The sequence below is a fragment of the Oleiphilus sp. HI0066 genome (genome assembly GCF_001635725.1).
Genome location: NZ_LWFH01001244.1, coordinates 1 through 1,396, shown reverse-complemented (window position 1 = coordinate 1,396; position 1,396 = coordinate 1). Strand labels below are relative to the sequence as shown.

Below are 1,396 nucleotides of genomic sequence, written 5' to 3'. Positions count from 1 at the left end.
CCCTCTCCTACTGGCCCACTGCACCTTGGGTCACTCCTTGCTGCTTTAATTAGCTACCTAGACGCGCGTTCGAATAATGGATCTTGGCTTGTACGCATTGAAGACATCGATCCGCCGAGAGAAGTACCTGGCGCCAGTGAATCTATTCTTAACACACTTGAAGCATATGGCTTTGAATGGGATGCACCTGTTGTTTATCAATCTAAGCGTTATGACCTGTATGAAAGTAAGCTCAATTATTTATTAGACGAAAAGCACTGTTATTATTGCCCATGCAGCCGAAAGGAAATGGGCGAGCTCAATGGAGGTCATCTACCTGAATGTGGATATCACACCAATAACACCGCACCTAACAGTGCAATTAAGTTTCGATCAAATACGCATCCACAACACTGGAACGATTTATTCAAAGGACCAATATCTGCTCAAAGCGCAAGTGACTTTGTTTTAAAGCGCAAAGATGCACTTTACGCTTATCAATTAGCTGTAGTTTGCGACGATATTGATCAGGAAATCACTCACGTGCTTCGGGGGTCAGATTTATTAGATTCTTCCCCTATGCAACTCGAGTTATACAAGGCTTTCTCAACAACACCACCAAAATTCGGTCACTTCCCTTTAATTAAAAATAGCGACGGTCAAAAGCTATCAAAGCAAAATCTCGCTCCCGCGATTTCCCAAAGTGACATCATGTCTAACCTGCGAGAACTGTGCTGCATGATCGGATTGGATTTTTATAAGGCAGGCTCACCCAAAGATTTACTCAACACACTTACTGAGCAATGGCATTATGGTGTCTTACAAGGACACACTGGATACCTATTCAGTTAAGACGAATTTCACCTGTCGCTAGTCATAAGCATCACAGCTTAGGTATGATTTAGCATTCATTCATCGTTAGTTATTACCATCATGCATCGAATTTTAGTTATTGAAGATGACAGCACGGAACAATCCGATCTGGTCGATATTCTTAATCAAAACCAGTTTCAGGTTGAATGCGTCGAATCAATAACTCAGGCATTAGACGATGTTCCGCTAGCTTCCTTTGATTTAATTATTACCGATCTTCGTGTGAATGGTCAGGCTGGCACAGACATCATTCCACTCGCCCATGATACACCCGTCTTAGTCATGGCTAGCTTTGCTAGCCTTCGGTCTGCCGTAGAAGCTATGAAACTCGGTGCAGTCGACTATGTTGCTAAGCCTTTCGATAGCGCTGACTTACTATCTACCATTCACGATATCCTCGCCAAACAAAGCGAGAACAAGCGTGCTCCAAATCGCTCTACGGATCAGCAAGCAAGCGACCTCATCTATGGTCGTTGCCAACCCATGCGTAAAGTATTTAGCTTGATAGAAAAAGTAGCCCCAACCACCGCCAGCGTTCTAATTC

At 43.6% G+C, this 1,396-nt stretch carries 2 protein-coding genes; both read left to right on the top strand.

Annotation, left to right across the window (positions count from 1 at the left end):
• On the top strand, positions 1 to 831 hold an 831-nt coding region (gene gluQRS / locus A3738_RS17885; protein ID WP_068763754.1), incomplete at its 5' end, for a tRNA glutamyl-Q(34) synthetase GluQRS.
• An 81-nt stretch (positions 832 to 912) separates the two neighbouring features.
• A partial coding sequence (locus A3738_RS17880) for a response regulator (RefSeq protein ID WP_156504321.1) occupies positions 913 to 1,396 on the top strand: 484 nt, incomplete at its 3' end.